This window comes from Paraburkholderia bannensis, from assembly GCF_014200455.1.
Taxonomy (GTDB): domain Bacteria; phylum Pseudomonadota; class Gammaproteobacteria; order Burkholderiales; family Burkholderiaceae; genus Paraburkholderia; species Paraburkholderia bannensis_A.
This window is the reverse complement of record NZ_JACHBW010000030.1, coordinates 18,760-44,328: the sequence shown is the minus strand read 5'-3', so window position 1 is coordinate 44,328 and position 25,569 is coordinate 18,760. Positions and strand designations below refer to the sequence as shown.

The 25,569-nt window shown below is 62.1% G+C and carries 19 protein-coding genes and 2 pseudogenes; 10 read left to right on the top strand and 11 right to left on the bottom strand.

All coding sequences use genetic code 11. The features are described from left to right. Positions 1-6: 6 nt before the first annotated feature. Positions 7-996 carry a cytochrome d ubiquinol oxidase subunit II gene (locus F4827_RS32140; protein WP_183732345.1) on the top strand — a complete coding sequence of 330 codons (990 nt, stop codon included), beginning with the start codon at positions 7-9 and terminating at the stop codon, positions 994-996. Positions 997-1,473: 477 nt separating this feature from the next. Here F4827_RS32140 and F4827_RS32135 read toward each other — a convergent pair whose 3' ends face one another. Continuing rightward, positions 1,474-1,887, bottom strand: coding sequence for a DUF3331 domain-containing protein (locus F4827_RS32135; protein WP_183732348.1), 414 nt, complete (start codon positions 1,885-1,887; stop codon positions 1,474-1,476). Between the two features lie 313 nt (positions 1,888-2,200). Between F4827_RS32135 and F4827_RS35920 the strand changes: the two genes are divergently transcribed. After that, positions 2,201-2,572 carry a hypothetical protein gene (locus F4827_RS35920; RefSeq protein ID WP_311735612.1) on the top strand — a complete coding sequence of 124 codons (372 nt, stop codon included), beginning with the start codon at positions 2,201-2,203 and terminating at the stop codon, positions 2,570-2,572. A gap of 188 nt (positions 2,573-2,760) precedes the next feature. On the opposite strand, the gene F4827_RS32125 is transcribed toward F4827_RS35920, so the two are convergent. From F4827_RS32125 to poxB, 9 genes and pseudogenes are all read right to left on the bottom strand, one after another. Beyond that, entirely contained in the window at positions 2,761-3,774 is a 1,014-nt protein-coding gene (locus F4827_RS32125; protein WP_183732351.1) for a helix-turn-helix domain-containing protein, read from the bottom strand. A gap of 351 nt (positions 3,775-4,125) precedes the next feature. Next, positions 4,126-4,824 carry a response regulator transcription factor gene (locus F4827_RS32120; protein ID WP_183732433.1) on the bottom strand — a complete coding sequence of 233 codons (699 nt, stop codon included), beginning with the start codon at positions 4,822-4,824 and terminating at the stop codon, positions 4,126-4,128. Then, complete coding sequence (locus tag F4827_RS32115; RefSeq protein WP_260175519.1) at positions 4,814-6,637, bottom strand: PAS domain-containing sensor histidine kinase; 1,824 nt, start codon at positions 6,635-6,637, stop codon at positions 4,814-4,816. The genes F4827_RS32120 and F4827_RS32115 overlap by 11 nt, the downstream gene beginning before the upstream one ends. A gap of 402 nt (positions 6,638-7,039) precedes the next feature. Next, positions 7,040-7,477, bottom strand: a complete 438-nt coding sequence (locus F4827_RS32110) for a PRC-barrel domain-containing protein (RefSeq protein ID WP_183732354.1) — start codon at positions 7,475-7,477, stop codon at positions 7,040-7,042. Positions 7,478-7,693: 216 nt separating this feature from the next. Continuing rightward, positions 7,694-8,653, bottom strand: a complete 960-nt coding sequence (locus F4827_RS32105) for an HlyD family secretion protein (protein ID WP_183732357.1) — start codon at positions 8,651-8,653, stop codon at positions 7,694-7,696. Positions 8,654-8,713: 60 nt separating this feature from the next. Continuing rightward, positions 8,714-8,914: a DUF1656 domain-containing protein gene (locus tag F4827_RS32100; RefSeq protein ID WP_183732361.1), complete on the bottom strand. Its 201-nt coding sequence runs from the start codon at positions 8,912-8,914 to the stop codon at positions 8,714-8,716. Continuing rightward, the gene (locus tag F4827_RS32095) at positions 8,898-10,409 is read right to left on the bottom strand and encodes an efflux transporter outer membrane subunit (RefSeq protein WP_183732365.1); all 1,512 of its coding nucleotides are present in this window, start codon (positions 10,407-10,409) and stop codon (positions 8,898-8,900) included. The genes F4827_RS32100 and F4827_RS32095 overlap by 17 nt, the downstream gene beginning before the upstream one ends. Then, a pseudogene (locus F4827_RS32090) lies at positions 10,406-12,441 on the bottom strand (FUSC family protein). The gene F4827_RS32095 and the pseudogene F4827_RS32090 overlap by 4 nt, the downstream one beginning before the upstream one ends. 424 nt (positions 12,442-12,865) lie before the next feature. Beyond that, positions 12,866-14,587, bottom strand: coding sequence for a ubiquinone-dependent pyruvate dehydrogenase (gene poxB / locus F4827_RS32085; RefSeq protein ID WP_183732368.1), 1,722 nt, complete (start codon positions 14,585-14,587; stop codon positions 12,866-12,868). Between the two features lie 231 nt (positions 14,588-14,818). Here poxB and F4827_RS32080 point away from each other — a divergent pair. After that, a pseudogene (locus tag F4827_RS32080) lies at positions 14,819-15,071 on the top strand (LysR family transcriptional regulator); the annotation flags it as partial. Between the two features lie 21 nt (positions 15,072-15,092). On the opposite strand, the gene F4827_RS32075 reads toward F4827_RS32080, so the two are convergent. Further along, on the bottom strand, positions 15,093-18,083 hold the full coding sequence (locus F4827_RS32075; RefSeq protein ID WP_183732371.1) for a winged helix-turn-helix domain-containing protein: 2,991 nt from the start codon (positions 18,081-18,083) through the stop codon (positions 15,093-15,095). A 275-nt stretch (positions 18,084-18,358) separates the two neighbouring features. Here F4827_RS32075 and F4827_RS32070 point away from each other — a divergent pair, with 275 nt between their 5' ends. The 7 genes from F4827_RS32070 to F4827_RS32040 all read left to right on the top strand — a co-directional run bounded on the left by F4827_RS32070 (position 18,359) and on the right by F4827_RS32040 (position 25,557). After that, positions 18,359-19,102: a TetR/AcrR family transcriptional regulator gene (locus F4827_RS32070; RefSeq protein ID WP_183732436.1), complete on the top strand. Its 744-nt coding sequence runs from the start codon at positions 18,359-18,361 to the stop codon at positions 19,100-19,102. Positions 19,103-19,300: 198 nt separating this feature from the next. After that, a complete protein-coding gene (locus tag F4827_RS32065) occupies positions 19,301-19,786 on the top strand; it encodes a VOC family protein (protein ID WP_183732374.1) in 486 nt (161 codons plus the stop codon). 2 nt (positions 19,787-19,788) lie between these two features. After that, a complete protein-coding gene (locus F4827_RS32060) occupies positions 19,789-21,012 on the top strand; it encodes an FAD binding domain-containing protein (protein ID WP_183732377.1) in 1,224 nt (407 codons plus the stop codon). A gap of 73 nt (positions 21,013-21,085) precedes the next feature. Continuing rightward, entirely contained in the window at positions 21,086-21,451 is a 366-nt protein-coding gene (locus F4827_RS32055; RefSeq protein ID WP_409258883.1) for a DUF485 domain-containing protein, read from the top strand. 38 nt (positions 21,452-21,489) lie between these two features. Next, positions 21,490-23,124 carry a cation/acetate symporter ActP gene (gene actP, locus F4827_RS32050; RefSeq protein ID WP_183732442.1) on the top strand — a complete coding sequence of 545 codons (1,635 nt, stop codon included), beginning with the start codon at positions 21,490-21,492 and terminating at the stop codon, positions 23,122-23,124. Between the two features lie 36 nt (positions 23,125-23,160). Continuing rightward, entirely contained in the window at positions 23,161-24,291 is a 1,131-nt protein-coding gene (locus F4827_RS32045; RefSeq protein ID WP_183732380.1) for an amidohydrolase family protein, read from the top strand. 303 nt (positions 24,292-24,594) lie between these two features. After that, positions 24,595-25,557: a LysR family transcriptional regulator gene (locus F4827_RS32040; protein WP_183732382.1), complete on the top strand. Its 963-nt coding sequence runs from the start codon at positions 24,595-24,597 to the stop codon at positions 25,555-25,557. Positions 25,558-25,569: the final 12 nt, after the last annotated feature.

Below are 25,569 nucleotides of genomic sequence, written 5' to 3'. Positions count from 1 at the left end.
AATCCCATGGACAGCTCCACTCACACGATGCTCGCCATCACCTGGTTCGGTCTGATTGGACTGATGCTGGTGTTCTACGTCGTCACTGATGGCTTCGATCTCGGCATCGGCATACTCAGCCTGCTGCGCAAACGTCGCGAGGATCACGACGTGATGGTGCAGACCATCGGCCACGTCTGGGACGCGAACGAAACCTGGCTCGTCGTGCTCGGCGGCGCCCTGTTCGGCGCGTTTCCCGCAGCGTATGCCTTGCTGCTTCAGGATCTCTATTTGCCGGTGATGCTTCTGATTGCAGGATTGATCATGCGTGGCGCCGCGATCGAATTCCGTCATAGCGTGCCGCATGGCCCGGTGTGGGACAAGGTGTTCGGCATCGGAAGCCTTGCCGCCGCGATCGCTCAAGGCGTGATACTCGGCAAGGTGATCACGGGGTTGATTCCGGGCGAGCTAAGCAGCGTGTTCATCGCTGTGTCCGCGATCGGCGTGGTAGCCGGCTATTCGCTGCTCGGCTCGACCTATCTCGTGAAGAAGACCGAGGGCTCGCTCGAGCAATGGTCACGGCGCCTCTCATTGCTGAGCGCATTGATCACTGTGGCTGCGGCTCTCGTGCTGACCGCCGCAACATGGTTTATCAGCGAGGTGGGACATGATCGCTGGACCCAGCCAGGCGTGTTTCACGTGCTGATCGCGCTGGGGTTGGCGTCGGCCCTCGCTTTTGCGTACATCATGGCGTCGCTGTATCTGGGCAGTTCGGCAGGGCCGTTTCGCGCCTCGGTGGCGTTGTTTGTGATGTCGTTTGCTGGACTTGCAATTAGCCTCTTTCCGGATTTTGTGCCGGGCAAGCTTGGTATTGTTGAGGCCGCGTCTGATACCTCGACGCTGGTGTTCATGTTGATCGGGATTGGGCTGATTTTCCCGGTGATGATTGGTTATAACCTGTACCAGTATTATATTTTTCGCGGGAAGGTGGTGGGCGGGGTGCACGCTGGTGAGTGAGCTTTTCTTCTTCACCTGGTGAGGGAAGTTTGCTGTTTCTTGGCGGGACCGCACTTCTCTCGCGGCCCGCCGTCTCTGCGTTCTCGCTATGTCCATTGGGGCATGAATCGCCAGACATCTGCCGTATTGCATGGTTCCGACCTACGACGCGGATCTGCAACAGATGATCGAGTACACCGTTGCGCCAGACACGCTAACCCGGCTTCTGGCTAATCGCATGGCTGTGGTACTGGCTGATGAACACGATTTCAAACTCGATGAGGCGTTTGCCGGAGAGCCTGGAATCGGTATGCCTGATACTCGATTGCGCTGCGCCAGACGAGCATCAAGTAATACATCGGCGTTACGCGGGCCCCACCGGACGCGTCCTCAAAGGCGCAATGAGTGAGGGCATTCTGTGCCACACAAAAAGGCGCGAAAATATTCGCGCCTTTATCTTTTCCACACATCACAGCAAAACCGCAGGACCCCAGGACCTCAAACCCGAAGCGCCTCATGAAGCACACTCCTCAAGATCATCGCCCCCGCATTAAGCGGCGCCGGCCAGCAAGGTCTCGGCTTATAAATCGCGTCCCCGGGCTGAATCGCTCGCCCACTCATCGCGCAAACGCCGGCCGCCCGCGCGCGGCTGAAGTGCCAAACCTGATCGCCATATGAGCAGAGCGTCGAGTCCCGCCAGACGACTGTTGCGGTCGACTGCGTCGGGCGGTCGATCACATGCACCAGCACATCGAAGCGCTCCCCCATCACCGGCAGGTGGGACACTTTGCGCCCACAGCGAGCTGCAGCAGCGGCTACTCCGTCGGAACCCGTGCTCATATCACCCGACAGCACAGACAATAATCCAAGGGTCTGCAGCCACGGATCGGTAACACGCGCTTTCGTCAGCATGATTGCACTCCTGTGTCAGTTTTGCCCTTTAATAACCGGGGCGGTCGCGCTCAGGCGCCGTCCTGTCCATACGCCGGCATCACGCTGGCGTTTTGAATGCCAATAACGCTAGTCCATTGCGTCATTGAAAAAGCACCTGGCCTGGTATTCAATGGAGCGCATGGAAAGACGAACTTGACCACGCTTGAGCGCAAACAATTGCTGTCGGCGACTCGTAGCCAAACGGTGCGCACAGCGGACGCGCGGCGTACCCGGCTGATCTTGATGCTCGACGAAGGAGAAGCACCTGAGGCGGTCATGCAGCGACTGCGATGTGATTCCCGCTTCATTACCTGTTGGTCGAGTCGGTTTTTTGCCGAGCGGCTTGCAGGCCTGTATGCACGCCAATCGGAGCAGCTATAAGCTTGCGGCGGCTCCGCGCGATGTGGGCGCCTCGACGATGCAGCGCATCTGGCACAAGCACAGTGTGCGCCCCCATCGACTCGATACGCAGATGGTTTCGAATGATCCTGACTTCGAGACCAAGGCGGCAGACATGATCGATCTGTATCTGAGGCCGCCCGCGCAGGCGGTGGTATTCTGCATAGACGGTGATCGCGCCAGGCATCTTCACCACTGTGAAAGATTTGGACCGCAAGCTGATGCGCTATATCCGCGAGCACAACAAGAATCCGAAGCCGATTAAATGGAAGTACGACGATCCATCGCGGCGAATTCGTCAGGTGCCATATCAATGACGCAATGGATTAGTGCCCCCCTCCCGCACTTTCATTCCCAATGAAGGGGTGAACAAGTGGTGCAATGCCGTCAACTTCCCGGACACCCCGCTTGGTACCCACTTCTTCCAGCGTGTCCCACCCGTCATTCACCAGATCAACCCTGGCCTGCTGGAGAAATTTTCCGCTCACTTCCAGAAATGCGTGAATCTGCTTGACGATCGACATTTGCTTTCATCCTCCAACAATACGGTGTCTCTCCGACCAGACGTTTGAACACCGTCGTAAAGTGAGCCTGCGAACGGAAGCCACAGCTCAATGCAACGTCGAGCACGTTGTGCTTCGACTCGAGTAAAAGGCGCTGCGCATGGTCGATCCGGCGACGCAACAGATATTCATGCGGACGCATCCCGGTTGCACGACGAAACTGCGACGCGAAATGCATCCGGGTCAGGCCCGTGCTGGTGGCGATATCCGCGAGTCCGATCGACTCGGCCAGGTGCGCATCGATGTATTCGATTGCGCGGCTGAGGCGCCACGACGGCAATGCGCTCGCCTCGCGGGTCTGCCGTTCCGTTACCGTGAAATGCCGGGCGATCACGCGCGACACGATCGCGAGACTGACGCTGTCGGTGAATACCTTGCCGAGCGCGGCATCGTTCGACTGCGAGACGGCGAGCGCTTGACCAAGGCGTTCGAGCGCGGGGTCACGTACGAGCCTGGGATCGTCGATCCGGATCTCGCCTGGATGCGGACGGTCGAACGTGTCCTCGAAACATTCGCCCAGCACTTGCGGCGAAACGAACAGATGCAGCACGTCGCCCGGCGACTCGAACACCGCTCTGCAACGCACATCCGGCGCGGTGATCTGCACGGCGCCCGCCGTCACTCTTCCGCGCACGAGCGTCTTGCCGGCATGGGAAAACGTCAGCGACGTGCACTTGAGATTCATGGCAATGCAATGGTGCGTGGTGCTTACCGGACTGACGACCTCGAGCGACTGCGTGTCGTTACGGGTCCAGCGCGACACAAGGATGTCGCCGCGCTGCCGCGCATCGGCATCTTCGTCAACGGGACTGCGCCATTGATGCTCCATAGCGATCCGGCTCACCCGGCCTTTCCGGACGACTTCCACCGCGGGTTCGGGATACAACATCGACGAACTGATCATGATCTGGTCATCCGGTTAATTGTTGAAACAGTGCCGTTGAGAGCCGTGCGGCCATGACTCCAAGGTATCGCACGGGCCTTCGTCCAGCTAGCCCTACATACGGTTGCCTGAAATGACCAATGGTTGGATCGTTTCATATCCAGGTTTAGTGCTGCTGCGAAGCTTCCGGGCAGCGCTGCGCCCCGCCTGGCCTGAGCGAGTGCCGGAGCGTGTCGGAATGGGTGGGTGCAACTGCGCTTCTTTGGACAGAAGCGATGAGTGGCCTATACCTGCGTATGAGTCCGATAGCCGTCTGGTCTGCGAGCGCAACGCGCAAACCGCGCGCAGTCGCAGACCTGCACTACCGTGCGTTCAGGTGCGCGAATTACGCGCCTGCATCGTCATGCCTCGCGGCGGCTTGATGCCCAATGCTTCCGCCTTCAAGACGAAATCGGCAAGCGAGCGAGCGCCCATCTTGCGCATCGCCTGACCACGATGAATCTTGACGGTGATTTCGCTCAGGTTCATTTCAGCCGCAATCTGCTTGTTCATCAGACCGGCAGCGACAAAGGCCATGACTTCGCGCTCGCGCGCCGTTAACGAGTCGTAGCAACGGCGCAGGTCCGCGACCGAACGGCTGGCCTCGCGGCGCGCCTCGTCGCTCGCCAACGCATTCGCGACAGCGTCCAGCATGTCCTGATCGCGAAACGGCTTGGCCAGAAAGTCCTTGGCGCCGGCCTTCATCGCTTTGACTGTCATCGCGATATCGCCGTGCGCGGTCATGAAAACAATCGGCAGACCTAACTCGCTCGCCGACATCTGCTCCTGCACTGCAAGCCCGCTTTGTCCTTTGAGGCGGACATCGAGGATCAGACAGCTCGGCACGTCCGGCATGTCGAAAGCGAGGAACTCCTGCGCGGAGCCGAAGGTTTCGACGCTCAGGCCGACCGAGCGCAACAAGTTGCTGACGGCATTGCGCATCGACTCGTCGTCGTCCACGACATACACCATGGTGTTGCCGGCATTGCCGCCGCTGTCCACACACTCATTGCTGTTCGAATTACTGCTCATGACATCTTCCTTCGCCAACGGGCAGAATGAATTGCAGCACCGCGCCGCCACCTTCCGGCGATTCGGCCCAGATGCGGCCGCCGTGCGCTTCGACGATCGAACGGCAGATCGACAATCCCATCCCGATGCCATCTGCCTTGGTCGAGAAAAACGTGTTGAACAGGCACCCTACGTTGTCTTCGCTGATACCCGTGCCTGAATCCTGCACGATCACCTGCACCTGCCCGTCGCCGACCCGTCGAGTGGCGATCGTGAGCTTGCGCGAACCGGCGACATCGGCCATGGCCTGTACGCTGTTCATCATCAGATTGATCAGTACCTGCTGGAGCTGCACTCGATCGCAGCACGCGGTGAGCGCAGGCTCCGCAAGGTCGACCTGCAATTCGATACGGTGACGCTCGAGTTCGCGCCGCACCAGTTCGATCGACTCGCCGACGACCGCATTCAGATCTACCGTCGCCGGAAGACGGTCGCGCTTTTTTGCCATCGCGCGGATTCGCTGGATCACCTCGTCCGCGCGTTTCGCGTCGCGGATCATCTGGACGATCGATTGCTGCGCTTCATTCAAGTCGGGCGTAGGACGGTTCAGCCAGCGCAACGCCGCGCCACCACACGCCAGAATCGCGGCGATAGGCTGGGTGACCTCGTGCGCGATCGAAGTGGCGAGTTCACCGAGCATCGTGATCCGCGTCACGTGAGCGAGTTCGTCGTTGGAGCGCGCAAGCGCTTCCAGAGCGTGCCTGGTCTCGGTGATATCCATAAACGCGCCGACATACTCCATGCTGCCCGACGGCGTCTTCGTGAGATGGGCGACGTAGCGCACGTACTTGACGCCACCTTCGGGCATGACGAGCCGGTGTTCGATATCGACCAGCGGCGCGCCACCCGCGGCCTGTTCGAAGCCGCCACGCACAAGCGCCAGATCGTCGGCGTGCGTGCGCGCGAGAATCGCCTCGGCCGACGGCACGGTCTCCCGCGGATAGTCGAAAATGCGGTAAGCCTCGTCGGACCACCACATCTCCCCGTCCGGCAAGCTGACGGCGATGCTTCCGGTGCGGCTCAGCCGTTGGGCGTCGCGCAGGAAAGCCTCACTGCGCTCGAGCGCCTGCTCCGCGTGCCGGCGCCCGGTGATGTCGTTGTTGGTGGAAAGCACGGCTCGTGGATTGCCCGTCGCGTCGCGCCACAAGGCCGCGCGGCTCGAAATCAGGAGGACGCTGCCGTCAGGCTGCACGCGCTGCAGTTCGCCATGCCAGCGGTCAGAGCGCAGCAGTTCGGCGCGAACCTGCTCGTACGGAACGGGGAAGGACGTCCGCGTCATGTCCTGAAGCGGCTGCCCGATCGCCTGCTGGGCAGTCCAGCCGTACAAAGCCTCGGCACCGTGATTCCAGAAGGTGATGCGGTCGTCCATGTCATGCACGACGATCGCATCGTGCGCGAGGTTGAGCAGTTCGACCTGCTCCTGCAAGGTCGTCGTGGCTGCCTGATTTCTCAACGCGAGTATCGAGGTGGTAGCGACCGCTAGAAGGCTCACCGCGCATCGTGCAATTGCGCCGCTCGAGTAGGCGTTGTCGTGAGACAGCACGAAGCCGAGCAGCGTCAGCACGACGCAGCCCCACGCGGCTTTGATCGTGGACGAGCGGCTGCCGGTCGATGCGACCAGCAGCACTACCACCACGTAGAACACGGCGATGGCGATATCCAGGGGCGTCAGCGCGTCGATCGCGAATACGACGAGGGCTATGACAGCAGCCAGCAACGACGCAACATGGCCGTCGAAAGGCACTGTGAGAAGGGCACCGCGGCCGGTCTTCATGGCGGCCGGATCAACGGGCCACTGCATGGCAACTGGACACAGCAGAATGCTTGAGCGTGGACATGGCGTTCGAATCGGGCATTCGTTGACGAAAACCGGCAGCCCGTCCGTCAGGATGACAGCCAGCGCGGCTGTCAAGGCACGTGACATTCAGACCTACCGGCGAGCGATAGCTTTCAATCTGAATGCAATCATGCGCGATACCGCGTCAATGGCGTACTTATTTTTCCTTAATCCTTCCAAAACCGATGCGGCGCCGAGCCTGCATTTTCGTCCCGGGAAGCCCATCCCACGCGGGTTGGCGGGAATGTAAGGAGGTTGTCCGGAGCCCGGCCCCGGGAGCCGGAAGGCACCCCGCCGCCTGTGCGACAGCCGCCCGTGGCCGTCACACAGGCGTGTCGATCAGTGGTGACCGTAATCCTTGCGGGCGACAGGAACCGTGCGCACCTTCGAATAGTGAAACGCCGGAATCGCCTTGACCACGTCGCGCGTAGCGCCGGCCCAGACAAGTTTGTCGTTCACATAGTCGAGTTGCGCCATCGGAATCGCTACGTCGTGCTCGGACACGCCGAGGAACTGGTGAGCCGCCACGATTGCGAACGAAACTGCGTTATCCGGCGCAATGATGATGTCGTGCAGCACCCCGACTTTCTCGCCGCTGTCGTTGTAAATGGTCTTACCCAGCAGGCTCTTCTTGACGCTCCAGCCTTCCACGACGAGTTGCGCCTGCTCCACGCTGATGCCAATGGGCTGCGCGCCCGCAACCTGTGCATTTGCCTGCTGGCATACCGCGCCGAATGTCGATGCGGCCAGAAATGCGAGTGCCCACTTTGACTTCATGATGATTTCTCCACGAGATGCGTTGGTTAAAAGCGATAAATCACAACACGGTGAGGGCATCCAGGATGCTGCCTGCCTATGTCGCGCTCAACGCCACTTTGAGCCCGTTGCTCGCTCGGCGTTTTTAAATTCGCACGGCGGCATGCATCCACGGGCTGAAAGATGCCGCGCCATGAGCGCGCCGAGGCCCTGCTCCGCGACCCTTCCGAGGCACGCTCAATGGCCGGCGTGCGGCCGCAGCGTGACCGTACAGGTCATGCCCATCGCGAGCTTGACGCCTGCGGGAATCTGATCGAGGTGGATCCGCACCGGCACGCGTTGGGCGAGCCGCACCCAGGTGAAAATCGGATTGACGTCCGCCAGCAGATCGCCACCGCTGGTCGGATTGTCGCGATCGGCAATGCCGCTCGCCACGCTGTCGACGTGTCCCTGAATTTCCTTGCCGCCAGACATCAGCCGTACCACCGCATGATCGCCGACTTGCACCTGCGGCAGCTTCGTCTCTTCGAAATAGCCGTAGACCCAGAACGAGCGCGAGTCGATCAGCGCCATACGCGCCGTGCCGGCGGTCACGAAATCGCCGGGATACAGATTCAGATTGGTGATGAAACCGTCAGACGGCGCGTGCACCACGCTGCGCGCCAGGTTCAACTCCGCCGTCTGCTGCTCCACCACGGCGGCCTTGACCGCGGCTTCCGCCGCGCTATAGGCGGCGACGTCGGCGGCATAGTCCGCCGCGGATTGTTTGGCGAGCGAAGCCGAATCCAGCCGGGTCTCATCCGAGATCACATCGCCGGCCAGGGTGGCACGCCGCGCCGCCTGGGCCCGCTTCATCGCGAAACCGGATTCGCTGGCCGCCATACGCGCTTTCGCCTGCGCCATCTGTGCCTGGGCTCGCTGAAGATCCGCGTCGGCTTGCGCGACCGCAAAATGAAAGCGAGCCGGATCGAGGACGAACAGGATGTCGCCTTTGTGCACCTGCTGGTTGTCCTTCACATGCACTTCGCTGACCAGCCCGGACACGTCGGTGGAGACCTGGACGACCTCCGCGCGGACCCGGCCGTCACGCGTCCAGGGCGAGAACATGTAGTCGAGCCACAGCATGCGGACCAGCGCGATCGCCACCACCAGAAGCGTGAGCGTAAAAACTGCGCGCAGGATGGATTGGGTTTTCATCTTGGTAATCGGGCGTGAGCTGTCAGGGGGTTCATGGGAGCGGGTATCGTTCAGCGTTCATCATTGCCACAGCAGCAGCGACGCGCCGCTGAACAGTGCCGCAAACAAGGCGACCCGGAACAGGCTCGGATGCCACGTATAGCGATAGAAGCCGAGCCTCGCCAATACCAGATCGAGGAGAACGAACAGCAGCACACAGCCTGCGAGGATCGGCAGCAGGCCGGGTACGAGCAGCGAAAACAGGTCAATTTGGCCCGGCATTAGCCACTCCTTCCAGAACACGGTCAGACTGCGTCGCCGCGAAACCGCCGCCCAGCTCCTTCATCAGGAGCGCCCATGCATCAAGCCGTCTCGCCTGGATCGACGCAAGGCTTTCCTCCTGGTGCAACTCTTCGTTCTGCGCCGCCAGCACGTTGAGAAATTCGGTAATGCCGCTGCGATAACCGGTGTCGGCGAGCTGGAACGATTTGCGCGCCGAATTGAGTGTGTTTTCAACCGATGCCTGCTGCTGGTCGAGCGCACGCAGCGAAACGACCTGTTCCGCGACGGCCCGCATCGCATTCACGACGCTCTGGTTGTACTGATCCACTGCGGCATCGCGGGATGTCACAGCCACACCGTAGTTGCCGCGCCGCCGACCGCCGTCCAGGATCGGCAGTGAAATCGCCGCGCCGACGCCGTGGCCCACGCCGTCGCTATTGATGAAGTTGAAGAAGCCGCCGAAGGTGGCAGCCGACCCTAGCGACGCGGTGGCCAGCAGGTTGATGTCCGGATAGAAATCCGCGTGTGCCGCAGCGATGCCCTCATCGGCTTCAAGCACGCGCCAGCGGTTCGCAACCACATCCGCACGATGGCCGATCAGTTCAGCCGGCAGCGAGGCCGGCAAGGCCACCGGCACGCTAAGCGCGAGGCTCGGGCGACGCAGCGAATCGCCGTAGCCGGGGCCCTTGCCCGCCAGCCCGGCGATTGCGATGCGCGAAAGCGCAAGCTGTTGCTGCGCCTGCTGCACCCGCGTCGTGCTTATCGCGAGCTGGGTCTGCGCCTGGCTAACCTCGAGACCGCTACCGACGCCCGCATGCCAGCGGCGTGTTGCGATGTCGAGGGTGCGCTGCTGTTCGTGCTGCACCGCGTTATAGACGTCGAGCAGAGAATATTGGAGCGCCAGCTGGACGTAGGTGCGCACCATGGCGGTCTGCAATTCGACTTCCGCAAAGCGCGCGTCCGCGGCCGTCGCATGCAAATTATCCAGCGCGCCTTCGCGAATCGCGCGCGATTTGCCCCACAGATCGAGATCATAGGACAGGTCCGCCTGGATACTGTTGCTCCATACCGTCGTGCCTCCCGGAGGCGCCGGGGTGTTGTAGCGCGCGTAACGCCTGCGCTCGAAACTGCCGCTCGCATTGAGTTGCGGGAACTCGTCCGCGCCGGCAATCTGCGCCTGAAAACGTGCCGCCTCGATCCGCGCCTCGACCGCGCGCAAGCCTGGGTTGCCGTCAGTGGCGTCCTGCACCAGCTTGTCGAGCTGCGGGTCGCTCCATTGCCGCCACCAGTCGTCCGTCGGCCACTTTGCGTCGGCTTGCGTCGCGCGCAGCGCGGCCCCGGGATCGAGCGTCGCGAGATCGACCATCGACTCCTGCGTGTGGATGCCCCCGCTCGTGATACAGGCGCTCAGCAGCAACGTACCGGCGAGCGCGGCCGCTATCGGCCGGCAGGCTGGGCTTAAGCGCAAACGCAAAGCCATGCGGGGCGGTTTCATGCCTGCACCTGTCTGGTTTGCCACAAGGCAAAAGTGTCGTCGCGCAGCGTCAACTCGGTGAAATGCAGCAGGGCACGCATCCGATAACGCGTCAGCGTCTCTGCGTCGACGGCGATGTTCGGTCCGAGCGGCAGCCTGTCCAGCGCCCGTCGTGTCGCCATCAACGCGCCTTCGGCGGCCTGCGGCGTGACAGCTTCGAAGACTTCGGCAAGCGCGGCTAGCCAGGCATCCTGTTCCGCGGCCCAGCCGGTCGGCAAGGCGTTGCCGAGCCGTTCGGTGTCGAGGCGCACCTGGATCATCGAGCGGCCGATCTCCAGCGCCGCGAACGCCCAGCCGATCAGATGATCGCGGTCCACGCGCGCATCGACCGGTGCCGACGCGATCATCAGGATGAAATCGCGCAGGCTCAGTTCGAACGTGTAAAGCAGATCGTCGAGATCGCCCTCCCGAGCGCCGTGTGCAATCAAACCGCGAATCTGCTTCATGTACTGCGCGGAGATCCAGTCGCCTGCGCGCGGCATAAGAACCGAAAACGCTACCGCAGCCACCGCGATTCCGCACAGCAACGCAAAGCCGGTATCGAGGTAAGCGCTCGGGTTGTAGACGGTCGGGTTGGTTATGGCGACGATGAAACAGAAGTAGAGGCTGAAGCCGAGGCCGAGTATGGCCGTCTTCGCAAACGCATTCAGATAGCTGCCCACCATCACGACAATCGACAGCGACGTGGCCAGCAACGCGAAGGTATCGACCCGCGGCAGCACAAAGAAGTTGAACGCGAAGCCGGTAAGCCAGCCGCCCAGGCAACCGCGAATATCTGCCAGCTCGCGACCGTGGGATTGGGCGCGAGCGCGAACAGCGCACTCGTGATCGCCACCGCGACGATAGCGGTCGCGCCGCCGACCCACCCTGACGCAATCCAGGCCGCGCCGACCACGAGTACAGCCACGGCCGCACGCGCGCCGGCAATCATCGCCGCCGTGCGGTTCGCCGTGGCGCGGGTTCTGCCGATGCGGCCGATCGCCTGAATCACCGACTGCGACCACGGTAGCGGTCCGACCCTGCGCACGTCGACATAACTTCTGCACATCACGCGCAGATCGTCGATCGAAAAGAACAACGCCGAGCCCGTGGTCGCCACGAACTGGCGCTGATGCGGCGACAAGTCCACGAGCGACTGCAGCAGCCGGCCCAGACAGGCGGGCAAGGCCTGCTCGAAAGCGTCGAGTCGGCCCAACAAGGTCTCGACCTGTTCCAGCGTGATCAGCTCCGGCTGCGCCTCGTTCGGCACGATCGCAAGCAGGCCGCCGATTAGCTCCTCGACAGCCGCGAGCGCGCGCGGATCGGCTTCGGCGACGACCCGCACCCGCAACTGATGCAGCGCATGAATCCACGCGACGGTGTCGAGAAAGCTGCGGTCGAGGTCGAGATAAATATGGTTATGCAGACGGACCGAGGGATCCTCGAATACTGCGCCGCTGCGCAGACTTTCCACCCCGGCGCGCTCGCGGATCAGCGCGAGAAACTTGTCGAATCCGGCAGCCGTCGACGCGCGGTCGAGCAGGGTGTGCATCGCGCTCAGGAGGTCCGTGAAATTCCTGCGGCTCGATGCGTACAGTTCGGGCACAACCGAACGCGGAAACACCACCGCGCTGATCACGCTGGCGCAGGCCACGCCGATCACCACTTCGCTGACGGTGAACACGACGTTGTCGAACACACCATAGGGATTGGACCAGGCCGGAACCGCCGTGATCGCGGTGCCGTATCCGGTCAGCACAAAGCCGTACGACTGGAAATTGCGGTAGTACGAAGCACCGAATACACACACACCGATCCATGCGGCCAGCACGGTGAGGAACAGCAGCGGCTGCTGCGGAAAGAACGCAATGAGCAGGAGGCCCGCGAAGCTGCCGCACACCATGCCCAGGCCGCGATAGAAACCACGCGCGATCACCATGCCGCTTTGCTGATGCATCATCACGATGACGCACGACACCATCGCGGTGCCGGGCGTGCGCAGTTCGAGGCGCATGCAGATGCCCATCGCCATCGTCATCGCAATAGCAACCTTGGCGATATGCAGGAAGCGCGGACCGTCGTCCTTCCAGTAGGTCTTCAGCTCCTCCCGCCATCGAGGCAGGTCCGTGCTGCTGGCATCCGGCTGCAGGTCCATAAGGCTCTCGTCAATCGCTCAAGTTTCAATTGTGGCTCGGGCCGCAGGGCATCGAGCCATGCGAACGCCGCTGTGTTGATAGGGCGTAGTCTGTGACAGGCGCGACCGGCGCATTTGCGAAATCGCACGTTTTTTCACATAGGCTGGATGAAATGCATACGGTTCATATGGCGCGTGGCGAACTGCGCAAAACGTGGCAGATGCGCGAGAAGTGAACAAATGCCAGTTGAAGCGGCGCCCGGGATCCCGGGCGCCGTTATACTTGACCACCTTCCTCGTGCGGCTAGCGCAAATTCGTGCGCGCCAGTTCGACGATCTCGTCGCCGCGTCCGTTGAGGATCGCACGCATCATGTAGAGGCTAAAGCCCTTCGCCTGGGCGAGTTCGATTGTCGGCGGCATGGAGAGTTCGTGCTTCGACGTGACGACGTCCACGAGCGCCGGGCCCGGATGGTCGAACGCCTGTTTCAGCGCGGCCGCGACGTCCTCCGACTCTTCGACACGAATGCTGAAAATGCCCGCCCCCTTCGCGATTGCCGCGAAGTCGGTTTTAGCGAGGTCGACGTTGGTATCGAGGTAACCGCCCGCTTTCAACTCCATCGAGACGAAGCCAAGCAGGCTGTTGTTGAAAACCACGACTTTGATCGGCAAGTCGAGTTGCCGCGCGGTGAGCAGATCGCCGAGCAGCATCGACAGGCCGCCGTCGCCCGACAGCGACACGACCTGCCGTCCCGGATGCGCGCCTTGTGCGCCGAGCGCCTGCGGCATCGCGTTGGCCATTGAGCCGTGATTGAACGAGCCGTGCAGTTGGCGCTTGCCGTTCATGGTCAGATAACGTGCAGCCCAGACGGTTGGGGTGCCGACATCGGCGGTAAAGATCGCGTCGTCGCTCGCGGCTTCGTCGATCATCTTCGCCAGATACTGTGGGTGGATCGGGCGCCCCGGACCGGACGGCGTGGCGAGATCGTCCAGACCTTTGCGAGCCGACACATAGTGCTTGCGGGCGTTGTCGATGAAACCACGGTCCGCTTTGCGCTGCAGCTTGGGCAGCGTTGCCGTGATGGTTTCCTTCACCGTACCGACGAGCCCGAGCGAGAGTGGCGCACGGTGGCCGAGTTGCGAGCCTTTCCAGTCGATCTGGATGATCTTCGCGTCTGCCGGATAGAACGGCCGATAGGGAAAATCGCAGCCGAGCAGCAGCAGCGTGTCGCACGACATCATCGCGTGATAGCCCGAACTGAAACCGATCAGTCCCGTCATACCCACGTCGTACGGATTGTCGTACTCGACGAACTGCTTGCCCCGCAACGCGTGGACTACCGGCGCGCCAAGCATGTCGGCGAGCGCGACCACCTCATCGTGCGCGCCTTGCGTGCCGCTGCCGCACATGATCGTGACCGCATCGGACGCGTTCAGCTGCGCCGCCAGACGATCGAGATCCGCTTCGGCGGGCAGGATTCTCGGTGGCGCGCTTTCCGTCCAGGAAGGCGCTTCCTTAGGCCCTTCGCTCAAGGCCACGTCGCCAGGCAACACGATCACGGCAACGCCCCGCTCCTCGATTGCCGTGCGCATCGCGCGCGCCAGCACGCGCGGAAACTGCTCAGCGGAAGACACCACCTCGACGTAGTGGCTACACTCCTTGAAGAGCTCCTGCGGATGCGTTTCCTGAAAGTACCCCAGTCCGATTTCGGTCGACGGAATGTGCGCGGCGATAGCCAGCACCGGCTGATGATTGCGATGGCAATCGAAGAGACCGTTGATCAGATGCAGGTTGCCCGGACCGCAACTACCGGCGCATACGGCGAGTCTCCCGCTCGTCGCCGCGTCCGCGCCGGCCGCGAAGGCGGCCGCTTCTTCGTGACGGGTGTGCATCCAGCGGATCGAGCCGATCTGGTTCAGGCTGTACGCGAGCCCGTTCAGGCTGTCGCCCGTCACACCCCAGATCCGTTCGACACCCGCTGCGGCGAGCGTTCCTGCGAGGTAATCGGCAATGGTATTGCTGGCCATGCTTGACTCCTTTTCACTGTAGATGAAGATTGACCGGGCGCGGAAAAATCGGGGCTGCACCCGCGCAGCCCGAAAGAAACTGTCGCGGGAGAGCGGCGTGGCGCTGCTCTTCTCTGCCAATCATCTAAAGCTAGCCCAGTGCAAGGCAAAATGTCCTGAAATACACCTGAAAACAACTTAATGACGTACGGGGCGGGTCGTTGAACGCACGGTTGGCGCGCCGCCGTTGCGAAAGTCATGACAGTCCCCACGCTCGAAGCGAAGTTCGCCGCCAGTCCGGGGACTCGCTGCCGGCACGATTCCCGAATGTCTGGTCAGCGGACCGTTGAGCAAAGGTGAACTGGTGCCACAGGAAGTACTCGGTATGCGCGACGTCACGCATTTCTATCCCGCATGGCGCGGCGATGAGACCGGCGAAGCGTTGCACTGGTGGGTCGACCAGCTGGACCGCCCCGTTCTGATCGACAAAGTCGCGCGACAGTGAATGTTGCACGGGTAAGCCCACCTAGCCGCGTTCGCTGCCTTTGCCTGACAGCGCTTGCGCGACATGGCCGGACGCGGGTTCGGCGGCGGATCGAATGATCGCCGCTGCCGTGACGTTCTGCCCGCACGCTTGAGCCGTGATCTGCAGCAGACGGGTGGCGGCCTGGTAGTCGTCCCAGTCAAGACCCTCAGTGACTCTCGTGCAGGCGGAATGCAGGAGCCGTGCAGCCTCCGCGCTTCGGCCCTGGGCGTACAAGAGCCGACCGAGACTTGTCGCGGCACGCAACTGTAGTGACCGGCAGCCTTGTCCCAACGATTCCTCCAACGCCGCCACGAAACAGGCCTCTGCATCTCGCGCGACCATTTCCGACTGCGGCGTACCTGACTGCGCCTGCCTGCACAGCAGTTCGCCATGGATGCGCCGGAGTTCCGCCGCATACCAGTGATCGCCGGTTTCGTCGCACTGCGCCAGCGCGCGCACGACGGTGGCGATGCCCTCTTCCCGCCTGCCCGCGAGACCGAGAGCGAGGCCATACTGTCCGACGACCATGGCGCGAGGCGCGGCGAATTCAAGCGACTCCAGATCGTCCAGCGCCGTACGAAAAGCGCTCAGCCGCAGCGGCCCGACGTCTTCGAGCGAGTGCAGATATTCGTCGAAACAACGGGCGCACGCTTGCGACACGCTCAAACCGGCGCGGGCGGACACGTCCTGCAGTAACGCGATCGCCTGGGCCGCGCGCGCCCGTTTGCCCGACAGCAGCATAAGCGGCACCATCGCCTGCACCAGCACATAACACGTGACAATGGCCTGCTGCTGATCGCACGCGGCGATCAGGCTGTCTTCCGCGAGCTTGAGCGCCTGGTCGCGCAAGCCCTGGAGCCAGAGCACGCGTGCAAGGGTTGCGTTACCGACGATGCGCTGATCGACCGACTGCCCGAGCGGCAGCCCATGCTGCAAATCTTCGCTGTGTTGCAGCAGTTGTTCGAGCGACGCACGCGCCCGCGCCTGATCGCCGGTGTAATGCGACGCGATCCCCAGCAGCTGGCAGGCCACGATAGCGCCGCTCGCATCGCCCCGCTCGGAGGCAAGCAACGCGAAGCGGCGTGCGAACGCGAGCGCATTGCGCGCCGCCCCGGACGATTGACTCGCGTTCCACATGCCCCACAACGCGCAGGCTTCGAACGCGTGATCTCCCAGCGCGATCGCCGACACCAGAATCTCCGACCAGAGGCCGAGCGTTTCCCGATTGGGCCCGTTGACATAGACGAGCGCCGAGGCGAGTGCGACCTGCAATTGCGTGCGCACGCGCAGATGGCGGGTCGAGCCTGAGTCCCGGTGGGTACTCGCCATGATATCGAGCGCGCGCCGCGCCCACGCGCAGCACTCGTCGACGAGCGACAGCTCATAAAGAAGAAACACGACCTTCACGGCCAGCGTTTCGCCGAGCGCTTCATCACCCTTCGACGATAGGGCCCAACTCAGCGCCGCGCGCAAGTCGTCGAGTAGCTCGCGCATCCGGTAATGCCAGCCGTCGGATAACGCTTTGAAGGGCTCGGCGCCGCACAGCGCATCGCCCTCCAGTAAGCTCAGGAAGTAGCGCGCGTGATTGAGCGTGACGAAGCGCCGCTCGCCTTCGTCCTCGAGCTTTTGCATCGCGTAGGCACGCGTGGTTTCCAGCAGCCGATAGGTGGTGCTGCCGCGCTCCACGCGAGTCGCCACCAGCGATTTTTCCACCAGCCCCGATATGGCCGAGATCACGTCGAGCTCACGCAACGCGCCATCGCCGGCAACGGCAATCGCCGCGTCCATTGTGAAGCTGCTGACGAAAATGCCGAGCCGGCGTAGCGTGGTGCGCTCGGTGTCGTCGAGCATCGCGTGGCTCCAGTCGAGCGTGGCCTTCAAGGTTTGATGCCGCGGCAACGCCGTGCGGTTGCCCCCCGTCAGCATGTTGAAGCGATCGTCCAGATGACCCGCCAGCGTTTTGATACCAAGGATCGCCGCGCGCGCCGCCGCGAGTTCGATCGCGAGCGGAATGCCGTCGAGGCGTCGGCACACCATGCCGGCCAGCTGGATGCTTCTTTCATCGAACGAAAAGCGCGCGTCGATCGCACGGGCGCGCGACAGGAACAACTCGACAGCGCTGCATTGCAGGACATCGTGGCTTTGATCGTGCTGCCCGGGCACCTGCAGCGAAGCGACCCAGTAGCGATGCTCGTTGGCGACGCGTAGCGGCTCACGGCTGGTCGCTAGCACGCCGACCGCGGAGCCGACGCCGAGGAGCGTTTCGGCGAGCTCCGCCGCGGGTCCGAGCACCTGCTCGCAATTGTCGAGCACGAACAGCACGCGCCGCTCGCTGACTTCCTGGCGGGCACGCGCGAGCGTGAGCGGACCCATGGCCGGATTGACGCCAATGCTAGCCGCGAACGCCGCAAGGACACTGCTCGCGTCGCAGGTGGAGGCGAGCGACACCAGATAAACGCCATCAGGATAGCGCGGCAGCAACCCACGCGCGACTTCCACCGCAAGGCGGGTCTTGCCGATTCCGCCTGCGCCGAGGAGTGTCACCTGCCGCGCCGAGTCGAGCGCCATAGAGATGTCGTCGATCGCCTTGTCGCGTCCGATCAGCGCGGAAAAATGGGCCGGCAGATTGTTGCGAACGCTTCGGCGTTGCGTGAGGTCTTCGAGTTCGTTGCCGTAGCCGGACTCGCCTGCGGCATCCGCCGCCGCGCTCGGCACCAGTCGGTAACCTCGTCCGGACACTGTCTGTATCAGTCCGCGGTTTTCGCCCAGCATCTTGCGCAATGCGGACATATGCACTTGCAGATTATTGTCCCCGACGACCGCATTCGGCCAGACCTGCCTGAGCATGTCCTTCTTCGACACCAGCCCGCCGTTCGCGGCAATCAGCACGGCGAGCATGTCGAATGCCCGGCTGCCCAGGCGCACACGCTCGCCATCGAGTGAGACCTCCCGACGGTCGATGTTTACCTGAAGCGGGCCAATACGAATCATGCGAGTTATCCAGAACGCAGCGACTAAACAACCAAACAGACGTGGAAGAACCGCAGAATAACTGCTCAGCGTTGCGTCCCCGAAGCCTGGAGCAAGAGGGATTCAACGCGCGCGGAAAAAACTGATCCTGTTGTTCAACATTTTTACATTAAGCGCACACTGCCCGAACGACCCGAATACTTCGATGGCGCGCTGCGGGCGGTTTGGCCGCGCCTAGCCAGACAAGGGTAAATGTTTGTATGATGCGTCCCAACATACAGGGTAGCGAACCAGCCATGCCAAGAAAAGTTCCAACGGTCGACGCCGCGTTGAAGATCAAGGCGCATGACAGCGAAAAGTCCGTCACGCGCCGTCTTGCCCCCGAAGTACGCGAGCGCCAGATCGTGCTCAAAGCCGTCGACCATTTCGCCACGCATGGATTCTCCGGCAGCACGCGCGAACTCGCGCGCCAGCTCGGCGTGACGCAGCCGCTCCTTTACCGCTACTTTCCCAGCAAGGAAGCATTGATCGATCGCGTATACGAAGAAGTCTACGAATGGGACAGCAGTTGGGAAAACCTGATCAAGGATCGCTCCGTGCCGATCCAGGAGCGCATGGTCAAGTTTTACTCGTCGTACTCCGTGGTGATCTTGAGGCGTGAGTGGATCCGGATTTTCATCTTCGCCGGTTTGACGCGCGAAGGCATCAACTCCAAATATCTGGCCCGGCTGCGCGAACGCGTGTTTTTGCCCGTCATGGCGGAAATCCGCTCGGCTTACGACCTGCCGGCGCCAGCAGGCGCGAGGCAGCGTGAGATCGACCTTGAACTGATCTGGAGTCTGCACGCCAGCATCTTCTATCTCGGCGTGCGGAAGTGGATCTACGGCCTGCCGGTGACGGACGATATCGACGATCACATCGCGCGCCAGGTCGACGCATTCCTCAATGGTGTGCCCGCGGCGCTCGAGCATGCGTCCAAAGAATCCGCCCGCGCGAAAGCCGGTGCCAAAGTCGCCTCTAAATCCGCGTCCAAAGCCTGACCCAGCCCCGCACAAAGGCTCCTGGCAAGGCGGTCAACCCCACCGGCCGCTTGTTTCATCGACATCGCATCACTCTCCACGTCCCGCGCAGTTCAGGGTAAACACCTGCGATACGCCACTTTCTCCTACCTGCTCACTCACCTACAATTTATCTACCGATCACTAATCGATCGATAAATAATATAGCAGGAGTCGAAGATGCCCGTTTCAAAACTTGCCCACTACTCGATTCGCACCGCCGATCTCGAGCAATCCTGCCGCTTTTACGAGCGGATCCTTGGTTTGAAGCCGGGCTACCGGCCGCCCTTCGATTTTCCGGGCGTTTGGCTCTACAAAGGCGGCGATGAAGCCGACTTCGGCACGGTCCATATCATCGCCATCGATCCGCACAATCCCGCTGGGCTCACCGCGTATCTCGGCGACAAGGCTCTGCCCACAAGCGGAACCGGCACGGTCGACCACATCGCGTTTCTCGCCACGGGGGTCGAAGAAATGTGGCAGACGCTGAAGGCGGAAGGTATCGCCTGGCGTGATCGCACGGTGCCGAGCCTCGGCCTGCATCAGGTATTCATTGAAGACCCGTCCGGCGTCACCATCGAACTGAATTTCCCCGCTGAAGAAGTCAGCGGTCTGGCCGAAGCAACTCCGGCCGTCGCACACAACGCTATCAGCGCAGGAAAATGACTATGAGCCCAATTTCCGCACGCCGCAGGGCGATCATCGTGGGCGGCTCGCTGGGCGGCCTGTTCGCAGCCAATCTGCTGGTCCGCAACGGCTGGGACGTCGACGTGTTCGAACGTGTTCCGGATGAACTGGCCGGGCGTGGTGCCGGCATCGTCACGCATCCCGAACTATTCGACGCACTTGCGGCGGCCGGTATTGACTACGACGACTCCCTCGGTGTCAAGGTGCAATCGCGCGTCACCTTCGCTCAAAACGGCGCGGTGCTATCCGAGCGCGATTTGCCGCAGACACTCACCGCGTGGGGCAAGATGTACCACGTCCTGCGCGCCGCGCTGCCCAACGTTCATTACCATGCCGGCGGCACAGTCGCTTTGGTGCAGGACGGTCCCAATAAGGCGATGGTGACGCTCGGCGACGGCACGGTGCTGCACGCCGATCTCGTGATCGCGGCGGACGGTTTCAAATCGTCGATCCGTGCGCAGTTCCTGCCTGATGTCAAGCTTCAATATGCCGGTTATGTCGCCTGGCGCGGCCTCGTCGACGAAGCCGCGCTCTCGCGCGAAACGCACGCGGCGCTGTTCGAAAAGTTTGCGTTCTGCCTGCCGCCGCGCGAGCAGATTCTCGGCTATCCCGTTGCCGGCCAGGGCAACAGCACAACGCCGGGTGAGCGTCGCTACAACTTCGTCTGGTATCGCGCGACCAGCGAAGACGTTCAATTGCCGTGCCTGTTGACCGACCAATCCGGCAAGCGCTGGGAAGGCGGAATTCCGCCGACCCTGATCCGCCGCGAAGTGCTCGCCGACATGGAAGACGCGGCGCTCACGCTGCTCGCCCCGCAATTCGGCGAAGTCGTGACGAAGGCGACGCAGCCGCTGTTTCAGCCCATCTTCGATCTCGAAGTCCCGCAGATGGCGTTCGGCCGGATCGCCTTGCTGGGCGACGCGGCATTCGTCGCGCGTCCGCATTGCGGCATGGGCGTGACGAAGGCGGCAAGCGACGCCATGGCGCTCGTCAAAGCGCTGGCAGCCCACAACGGCGTTCAGGATGCACTCGCCGACTACAGCCGGGAGCGCACCCAGGTCGGTGCGGCGATCGTTCAGCACGCACGCCACCTCGGTGCCTACATGCAGGCACAGTTGAAAAACGAAACCGACCGTGAAATGGCCGAGCGCTATCGCACGCCCGATGCCGTGATGCGCGAGACTGCCGTGCCCGCACGTTTTTAATGTCCGTTGCAATCGCAGCGCGCCCAATCAGCCGTTGCAGCACCGAAAAGAAGCCGTTTCGAAAGGAGACAAAGTGGAACATGGCGCCCCAACCTACTCGATGAGCGCGCAGCACGCCGTCACCGACCCGCCGCCGCCCGCGGCGAATCCGCTGCTCGACGATCCGCGCTTTCACGCGCTCGTGCGCAAGCGCCGCACCTTCTCGTGGGTCCTCACGATCCTGATGCTGGCCGTGTATTTCGCCTTCATCCTCACACTCGCCTTCGCGCCGGCGCTCCTCGGCCGGCCAATCGCCGAAGGGTACCCCGCGACGTGGGGTATTCCAGTCGGCTTCGGCATGTTCGTCTTTACGTTCGCGCTGGTCGCGGTGTACGTTGCGCGCGCCAACACCATCCATGACCACGCCGTGAACGAAATTCGGCAAGGAGCACGGCAATGATACGGATTTTTTTCTCGCGCGGCCCGCTGCTCAACGCGATGTTGTCGGGCGCTTCCGGTGTTGTCGGCGCTTTAAGCGCCCTGCCTGCCGCTGCCGCCGAAACCGCCGCGCCCTCGAGCGCGCACAATCCGATCGCGATCGGCATGTTCCTCCTGTTCGTCACGTCGACCTTGTTTATCACACGCTGGGCCGCGAGAAAGAACAACAGCGTGTCCGACCATTACGCGGCGGGCGGCAAGATCACAGCCTTCCAGAACGGCTGGGCGATCGCTGGCGACTATATGTCGGCCGCGTCTTTACTAGGCATTTCGGCGCTGGTCTTCACGAGCGGCTATGACGGCCTGATCTATTCGATCGGCTTCCTCGCGAGCTGGCCGATCATTCTCTTTCTGATTGCGGAGCCACTGCGCAATCTCGGCCGCTATACGCTGGCTGATGTGGTGTCATACCGCTTGCAACAGCGCCCGATTCGCGCGTTCGCCGCTTCGAGCTCAATCGTCATCGTGCTGCTCTATCTCGTCTCGCAGATGGTCGGCGCCGGCAAGCTCGTCGAGCTGCTATTCGGTTTCAACTACACGATCGCAGTCGTGATGGTCGGCGTGTTGATGGTGGTGTACGTGTTCTTCGGCGGCATGCTGGCCACCACATGGATCCAGATCATCAAGGCAGCACTGTTGCTGGCGGGCGCCGCCTTCATGGCGTTCATGGTGCTCCAGCGATTCGGCTTCAGCACGAACACCCTCTTCTCGCACGCAATCCTCGCGCATCCGAAACATGCGGCGATCATGAGTCCTGGCGGCCTCGTGTCCGATCCGGTTTCCGCGGTATCGCTCGGTCTGGCATTGATCTTCGGCACGGCCGGACTGCCGCACATACTGATGCGCTTCTTCACGGTGGGGGATGCCAAAGCGGCCCGCAAAAGTATTCTGTATGCGACCGGGATCGTGGGCATCGGCTATGCGCTGATCATCATCATCGGCTTCGGCACGATTGCACTGGTGGCGACCGATCCGCAATATCACACAGCATCCGGCGCTGTGATCGGCGGCGTGAATATGGTGGCGATCCATCTGGCGCATGCCGTGGGCGGCAACGTGTTTCTCGGCTTCATCTGCGCGGTGGCGTTCTCGACGATTCTCGCGGTGGTTGCGGGTCTGACGCTTGCCGGCTCTTCCGCGGTCTCGCATGATCTGTACGCGAACGTGATTCGCCGCGGCACCGCTTCGGATCGCGACGAGATGAAGGTTTCGCGGATCACCACGCTCGTACTCGGCGTACTCGCGATTCTGCTGGGCATCGCCTTCGAGAGGCAGAACATCGCGTTCATCGTGAGCCTGACTTTCTCGATTGCGGCCAGCTCGAATTTCCCGGTGCTGCTGCTGTCGATCTACTGGCGTGGTCTGACCACACGCGGCGCGGTAGTCGGGGGCTCGCTCGGGCTGATCTCGGCCGTGACACTGACGATTCTTAGCCCAACCGTCTGGGTGCGGGTACTCGGCCATGCGCATGCGATCTATCCGTACGAATACCCGGCGCTCTTCTCGATGATCGTCGCTTTTTCCGGCGTGGTGTTCTTCTCGGTGACCGACACCTCGGCGCGCGGCGCACGCGAACGGGCGCTGTATGGCAACCAGCTCATCGACAGCGAACTCGGCATGGCGAAGCACGGCTGATACCCGACACTCAAAATCAATAACGGAGACTGACTCATGGATTGCAGTTGCTGCATTTCACCGAAGCGCCGCCGCTTACTCGGCACGATGGCGGCACTCGCCGGCGGCCTCGCCTCGGGTGTGTCGCCCGGCGCCGCCACGCCGCAAGCCGTGGGCGCCGCCAGTATCGCATCCACCCAGGGCAAGGGCCGCTCAATCGACATTCACGCGCACTACTACCCCGAAAGCTACTGCGAACTGGTGGGTAACGAGGGCGCGAAGTTCGGCGGCAAATTCACCTGCGACGCCACCAGTTTCAGCTTCCAGACGCCGGCGGGCGGCCTCGGGCCGCTGCCGCTCAAGTTCATCCGTATCGACGAACGGCTCGCGGATATGGATGCGTCCGGGGTCGACATGCAAGCGCTGTCGTTGAGCGTCCCGATGGCCTATTGGGCCGACCGCGCCTTCAACGCGAAACTCGCAACAACGTGGAATGCCGCGGCATCGGCGGTACATCAGCAGCATCCAAGCCGCTTCGTGGTGCTGGCAACGCTGCCGATGCTGAACGCGCACGACGCCATCGACGAACTCGAACGTGCGTCCGAGTTGCCGGGCGTGCGCGGCGTTTATATGGGAACCAACATCAATAACCGGGATCTCGACGACCCGCTGTTCGAACCGGTCTTTGCGCGCATCGAACAACTGGATTTGCCGGTGTTCCTGCATCCACAGCAGACAGTGGGCGGTTCGCGTCTGGGCGACTACTACCTGAGCAACCTGCTGGGCAATCCTTTCGACACCGCCATTGCCGGGTCGCATCTGATCCTCGGCGGCGTGATGGACCGGCATCCCACGTTGAACATCACGTTGCCGCACGCCGGTGGCGCGCTGCCGATCCTGATGGGCCGCATCGACGCAGGCTGGACCGTGCGTCCTGAAACGCGACGGCTGGCGCAGAAACCCAGCAGCTACCTGCGCCGTTTCAACTACGACACGGTTTCACATTCGGGGCCGGTACTGGACTTCCTGATCCAGAACATCGGCGTCGATCGGCTGGTGCTCGGCAGCGACTATTGCTTCGATATGGGCTATGAGCAGCCGGTCACGTTTCTGGAGCGTCTTGAACTCCCCCCGGAGCAAAATAATCTGATTCTTGGCGGCAACGCGGCCAAACTGCTGAAGATCTAACACAAATCGCCGGCCATTGCCGTGGCGGGCAGGCGTTCGACACGCAGGCCAGAATCATCGCGCAGACGCTGGCCTGCGTCGACGGCCTGCACGCACTCGCCGGCTGGGCCACCACGCGGCGCCTTTTCAGACGATCCCCTCCCAACTGCTGAATGTCCCTATACGAGCGGATTAGATGCGTGAATGCTGTGATGAACGCGCCACCCGAATGTAGGATGGCGCGACCTCGCCACAGATCGTATTGTTCACACATCAGGCAAGACGTGTTCTCGGATGTAAGCGGATAGAGAGGTCACAGCGGCTATGGACAGAATTTTCAGCATGCGCGTGTTTTCGCGGGTCGCGGAAACCGGCAACTTCAGTGCAGTTGCCAAACACATGGAATGCAGCGCGGGCAATATCTCGCGCGCGGTCGTGTCGCTCGAAGAACATCTTCACACGCGGTTACTACAGCGAACGACCCGTAGCGTCTCGCTCACCGAGTGCGGCGAGCGCTACTACCAGCGCTGCAAGAAGATCCTCGCCGACATTGACGACGCCGACGCCGAAGCCAGCGACGCGCACAGGCTCCCGCGCGGCCGGTTGCGCGTACACGCCGTCCCTGACATCGGGCTGAAACAGTTGACGTCGACCATCGTCGAATACCGGCGAGCTTTTCCGGCCGTCTCGGTCGATCTGAAACTGCTGCCCCGCATGGCGAATCTCATTGAAGACGAATTCGACGTGTCAATCGTGTCCGCGTCGTCGTTACCCGACTCCCGCAATGTAAGCCGGCTCCTCGGTCGTTGCGAACGCATTCTGGTCGCGTCGCCCGACTATCTCGCCCGGCATCCGGTCCGCAGCGTGAACGACCTGCCGAATCACACGCTCATGCACACCAGTTCGTCATTCGATCCGTCTTCCGAGTGGTCATCCGAGCTCGCCGGGCAGGCCGCAACCGGGTCGGCGGCGGCCGGACAGTTCGTCGTAAACAACATGCAGGCGCTGCGCGTTGCCCTGCTGGCGGATGCCGGGGTGGGCGCCGTGCCGACTTATTCGGTCGTGGACGAACTCAAGGAAGGCAAACTGGTTCAGCTTTTTCCGGAATTTCCCCTTCAAACCACTAACGTTTTTGTCGTTTATCCGTCGCGTCAATTCGTCGACGCCAAGATAAAAACCTTCGTCGAATTCCTGTTTGTGTCGCTCAAACAGGAACTTGATTTGCGGATTACAAATCTGGCAGTCGCAGACCGGACCGAACACACTTACGCGTTACTTCAGACTTGATAAAGTCTGTCT

What these genes read in the sequence shown, in the direction of transcription:
- F4827_RS32115 (WP_260175519.1), bottom strand. Translation starts at nt 6,637, where the DNA reads ATGAAGACCGGCCGCGGTGCCCTTCTCACAGTGCCTTTCGACGGCCAT.
- F4827_RS32075 (WP_183732371.1), bottom strand. Translation starts at nt 18,083, where the DNA reads ATGATTCGTATTGGCCCGCTTCAGGTAAACATCGACCGTCGGGAGGTC.
- F4827_RS32065 (WP_183732374.1), top strand. Translation starts at nt 19,301, where the DNA reads ATGCCCGTTTCAAAACTTGCCCACTACTCGATTCGCACCGCCGATCTC.
- F4827_RS32100 (WP_183732361.1), bottom strand. Translation starts at nt 8,914, where the DNA reads ATGCCGGGCCAAATTGACCTGTTTTCGCTGCTCGTACCCGGCCTGCTG.
- F4827_RS32045 (WP_183732380.1), top strand. Translation starts at nt 23,161, where the DNA reads ATGGATTGCAGTTGCTGCATTTCACCGAAGCGCCGCCGCTTACTCGGC.
- F4827_RS32135 (WP_183732348.1), bottom strand. Translation starts at nt 1,887, where the DNA reads ATGCTGACGAAAGCGCGTGTTACCGATCCGTGGCTGCAGACCCTTGGA.
- F4827_RS32120 (WP_183732433.1), bottom strand. Translation starts at nt 4,824, where the DNA reads ATGAGCAGTAATTCGAACAGCAATGAGTGTGTGGACAGCGGCGGCAAT.
- F4827_RS32105 (WP_183732357.1), bottom strand. Translation starts at nt 8,653, where the DNA reads ATGAAAACCCAATCCATCCTGCGCGCAGTTTTTACGCTCACGCTTCTG.
- F4827_RS32060 (WP_183732377.1), top strand. Translation starts at nt 19,789, where the DNA reads ATGAGCCCAATTTCCGCACGCCGCAGGGCGATCATCGTGGGCGGCTCG.
- F4827_RS32140 (WP_183732345.1), top strand. Translation starts at nt 7, where the DNA reads ATGGACAGCTCCACTCACACGATGCTCGCCATCACCTGGTTCGGTCTG.
- F4827_RS32070 (WP_183732436.1), top strand. Translation starts at nt 18,359, where the DNA reads ATGCCAAGAAAAGTTCCAACGGTCGACGCCGCGTTGAAGATCAAGGCG.
- F4827_RS32040 (WP_183732382.1), top strand. Translation starts at nt 24,595, where the DNA reads ATGGACAGAATTTTCAGCATGCGCGTGTTTTCGCGGGTCGCGGAAACC.
- actP (WP_183732442.1), top strand. Translation starts at nt 21,490, where the DNA reads ATGTTGTCGGGCGCTTCCGGTGTTGTCGGCGCTTTAAGCGCCCTGCCT.
- F4827_RS32095 (WP_183732365.1), bottom strand. Translation starts at nt 10,409, where the DNA reads ATGAAACCGCCCCGCATGGCTTTGCGTTTGCGCTTAAGCCCAGCCTGC.
- poxB (WP_183732368.1), bottom strand. Translation starts at nt 14,587, where the DNA reads ATGGCCAGCAATACCATTGCCGATTACCTCGCAGGAACGCTCGCCGCA.
- F4827_RS32110 (WP_183732354.1), bottom strand. Translation starts at nt 7,477, where the DNA reads ATGAAGTCAAAGTGGGCACTCGCATTTCTGGCCGCATCGACATTCGGC.
- F4827_RS32125 (WP_183732351.1), bottom strand. Translation starts at nt 3,774, where the DNA reads ATGATCAGTTCGTCGATGTTGTATCCCGAACCCGCGGTGGAAGTCGTC.